Source organism: Sandarakinorhabdus sp. (genome assembly GCF_041689835.1).
In the GTDB taxonomy this organism is placed as follows: Bacteria; Pseudomonadota; Alphaproteobacteria; order Sphingomonadales; family Sphingomonadaceae; genus Sandarakinorhabdus.
This window is the reverse complement of sequence record NZ_JBDNFM010000172.1, coordinates 1-3,742: the sequence shown is the minus strand read 5'-3', so window position 1 is coordinate 3,742 and position 3,742 is coordinate 1. Positions and strand designations below refer to the sequence as shown.

4 protein-coding genes are annotated in these 3,742 nt (G+C 62.1%); 2 read left to right on the top strand and 2 right to left on the bottom strand.

The window, feature by feature from the left end; all coding sequences use genetic code 11:
• Window positions 1-566: response regulator (locus ACESL8_RS09305; protein WP_372918111.1), on the bottom strand; the 566-nt coding region annotated here is incomplete at its 3' end.
• 135 nt (window positions 567-701) lie between these two features.
• On the opposite strand from ACESL8_RS09305, the gene ACESL8_RS09300 reads away from it, so the two are divergent.
• Both ACESL8_RS09300 and ACESL8_RS09295 read left to right on the top strand, forming a co-directional pair.
• A complete protein-coding gene (locus tag ACESL8_RS09300; RefSeq protein ID WP_372918109.1) occupies window positions 702-956 on the top strand; it encodes a NepR family anti-sigma factor in 255 nt (84 codons plus the stop codon).
• Window positions 953-1,462 carry a sigma-70 family RNA polymerase sigma factor gene (locus tag ACESL8_RS09295; protein ID WP_372918107.1) on the top strand — a complete coding sequence of 170 codons (510 nt, stop codon included), beginning with the start codon at window positions 953-955 and terminating at the stop codon, window positions 1,460-1,462. Before ACESL8_RS09300 ends, ACESL8_RS09295 begins: the two co-directional genes overlap by 4 nt.
• A 59-nt stretch (window positions 1,463-1,521) precedes the next feature.
• Here ACESL8_RS09295 and ACESL8_RS09290 read toward each other — a convergent pair whose 3' ends face one another.
• Window positions 1,522-3,690: a catalase gene (locus ACESL8_RS09290; protein WP_372918105.1), complete on the bottom strand. Its 2,169-nt coding sequence runs from the start codon at window positions 3,688-3,690 to the stop codon at window positions 1,522-1,524.
• Window positions 3,691-3,742: the final 52 nt, after the last annotated feature.

Genomic DNA, 3,742 nt, shown 5'->3' with positions numbered 1-3,742 from the left:
TTCGCCAGGATGCTGGCTACGGCTTCAATGCCGGATGAACCATCGGCCAGCTGAATATCGACAAGCAGCAGATCGGGGGCATGGGCCTGCGCCGCCGAAACCGCCTGCCTGGCAGTGGCTGCAATGGCGACCACGCTGTGGCCCACATCTTCCATCATCTGCTCCAGATGCAACGCAATCATCGGTTCGTCCTCGATGATCAGCACGCGCGATCGGATCATGTCGGCAATCGCGGCCCGCGCATCGATAACAGCTTGTTCGACCTGCAGTTCCGTCTGGCCCAATATCTGCGCGGCCTGCCCCGCGCCAAAGCCTTCCACCGCCGTCAGCAGCAGCGCCTGCCGATCCGGGTGCGGCAACACAGTGCCGGCGTGGAACAGCCGAAACAGCTCCAGCCTCGGGTTGCCGTCTGGCGATAGTGTGCCCGGCGTATCGGCCAGGGACTGCAACAAACCGCGCACCAGATCATCACCGGAATGCTGGGACCCGGTAAGCGCGCGGGCATATCGCCTGAGGTGCGGCAGGTGCGGCACGATCTGGCCCCGCATCGACAAGGCGTCCGGCATGACGACATCTCTTTTCTGACCAGTGACACGCCCCACGCAAACATAACCGAGCCGCTGGGAAAAAGTTCCGCCATCGCGCGGAACTTTTTCCCATCAGCCCGGTTCCGCAATTGTAATGTGTCGGGACACGATCAGATGGATGACAGCCGCAAGCAGCCGCCGGCTGTTCAACAGGGCAACCCACAGCCAGCCGCAACGCGCCCACGGCGCACGACTGCGGGGCAGGATGCGATCTCGGCCGGGCTCAGGGCGTTGTGGGCGGCACTGGAAGATGAACCGGTGCCGGATGATTTCCTGAAACTGCTCGATCAGATCGAAGCTGGCCAGCCGCTGCCGGCAACCCCCACACCAGAGCCAGACAGCGGATCCGTTTCCGAGCAGGACACGTGAAAGGCAGTGCAGACAGCAAATTTCGTGCCGAGTTGATCGGCATGATCCCCAAGCTGCGCGCCTTTGCCCGTGGCCTGTGCGGCAGCCGCGATTTGGCCGACGATCTGGCGCAGGAAACCCTCGCCAAGGCATGGGCGGCTCGGGCAAGTTATACCGAGGGCACCAATTTTCGGGCCTGGCTGTTCCGCATTCTGCGCAATCACTTCTATACCCTGTCGGGTGTGGCCCGGCGCTTCGTGCCGCTTGACCCCGACGTTGCCGCCCATGTGCAGATCACGCCGCCCACACAAGGCGATGGCCTCATGCTGGCCGACATGCAACGCGGGCTGGCAACGCTGCCGCCCGAACAGCGCGAGGCGCTGCTGCTGCTGGGATCAGGCCTGCAATGGGACGAGATCGCGGAGGTGATGGGTTGTCCGCTGGGCACGGTCAAAAGCCGGATCACCCGCGGCCGCACCAGCCTTAAGCGCTTCATGGACGGGCCGCCAGAACCGCCTGCCCTTTGAGCCGCCCGCCCTCTGAAACGCCCGCCCCCTACACCACTCCGGCTTGCCGATAAGCCCAGTCAGGCCAGATCGCGCACCTTCGGTTCCCGGCTCCAATGACGCTTGACACCCACAGCGCCGAACTGCGCAAGCGGCACAACGCCTTCGTCGGCCACGATCCCGGCCCGGTCGAGGATGATCTGAGTGCCTTTGCAATGCGCGATGGTTTTGCAGTGCGCATAAGCATCCATGAACCACTGTACCGCAGCGGCGGTGCCGGCCAGCTTTTGGGCCTGGTCCGGCATCAGCACCGAAGCCACGGCATCAAACAGCACCGAAGGTGAACCGGCGAGCTGGCCGTCGGCCGCCAGCGTGCCGCCCTTCACCTGGGTGTCACCAATCTTGGGCGCAACCAGAAAGGCGGTGCCGCCGCCTTCCTCAACCAGTTTCACCAGCAGGTCGATCTGTGCCAAATCTGATCCTTCGGCAAACAAGATGCCCACCTTGCGGCCTTGCATGGGCACGTGGGGCAGGGATTTCTGAATCGACAACGCGTCGGACGTTGCCATCTCGAACCCTTCGCGGGCGGCCGGGATCCGGTCCGGCAGGTCCATGGCGAGGCCGTTTGCGACGCGCCGGGCCAGATCATCGTCGATGTTGCGCAGCTGCGCCACCACGCGCTGCCGCACATGCAACATGGTCACCTTGGACAGCTCGAACACCAAGGCACTGGCCAGATGCGCCTGCTCGTTGGCGGTCTGCGAACGGTAGAACATCCGCGCCTGGCTGAAATGATCGGCAAACAATTCGGCCCGGATGCGCAATTTCTGGCTGGCATCATTATGCTGATCGCTGCCGGAAAAGCTGGTGAAGCCGGTTTCCGGGCAAGCGCGCGGGCCGCTGTCTTCCCCGGCTGCATCCAGGCTGTTAGGCTCATAATTGGCGCGGCCGACAGGGATCAGCGTCTGCATCATCCCGTCACGCTGGAAATTGTGGAACGGGCAGCGCGGGGCGTTGATCGGGATCTGGTGGAAGTTGGTGGTTCCCAGCCGTGATTTCTGGGTGTCGAGATAGCTGAACAACCGCCCCTGCAGCAGCGGGTCGTTGCTGAAATCGATGCCGGGGATGATGTTGGTGGGCAAGAAGGCCACCTGTTCGGTTTCGGCAAAGAAATTATCGACATTGCGATTGAGCGTCATGCGCCCAACGATCATCACCGGGATCACTTCTTCCGGGATCAATTTGGTCGCGTCCAGAACGTCATAGGGCTGAGCAACGGCCCATTCTTCATCAAAGATCTGCACGCCCAGATCCCATGCCGGAAACGCACCGCTGTCGATGGATTCGAACAGATCGCGGCGATGATAATCGGGATCGGCGCCGGCAATCTTCACCGCCTCGTCCCACGTGGTTGATTGCACGCCCAATACCGGCTTCCAGTGGAACTTCACAAAACGGCTGCCGCCATCGGCATCGACCAGCCGGAAACTGTGCACGCCAAAGCCCTGCATCATGCGTAGGCTGCGCGGCAAGGTGCGATCCGACATTTGCCACATCACCATGTGCATCGATTCCGGCATCAGGCCGATGAAATCCCAGAATGTGTCATGCGCGCTGGCGGCTTGCGGATAGCCGCGATCGGCTTCCATCTTCACGCTGTGCACCAGATCGGGGAACTTGATCGCATCCTGAATGAAAAACACCGGGATGTTGTTGCCGACCAGATCCCAGTTGCCGGCATCGGTGTATAATTTCACCGCAAAGCCGCGAACATCGCGCGGCGTGTCGACCGAACCAGCGCCGCCAGCCACCGTAGTGAAGCGCGCGAACACCGGACAGCTGGTGCCGATTTCCTGGAAAAGCTGCGCCTTGGTGAGTTCGGGGATTGCGTGCGTGCATTCGAATACGCCGTGGGCGCCCGTTCCGCGCGCATGCACGATGCGTTCCGGAATGCGTTCATGATCGAAATGGAAGATTTTTTCGCGCAGAACGAAATCTTCGAGCAGGGTCGGTCCGCGCGGGCCGGCCTTCAGGCTGTTCTGGTTGTCTGCTATCCGGTGGCCATGATTGTCAGTGAGATGCGCCCGCCCGTCGGCATGATCGCCGTCGTGGGCCACATTCTGGTGCAGTTCGCCGCCGGACCCTGCATCGTCTTGATGGCTTGGCTTGCCTGCACCGGGCCCTGATCCGGGCTGAAAATCGTGAAGGCTGTTATCATGCGCGGGGGACGGCGTCTGCTTTTCGGCCATGGGTCAGGTCCTTTCGTGGTGTGTCCACGGCAACCAGCCATGTGACCGAAAG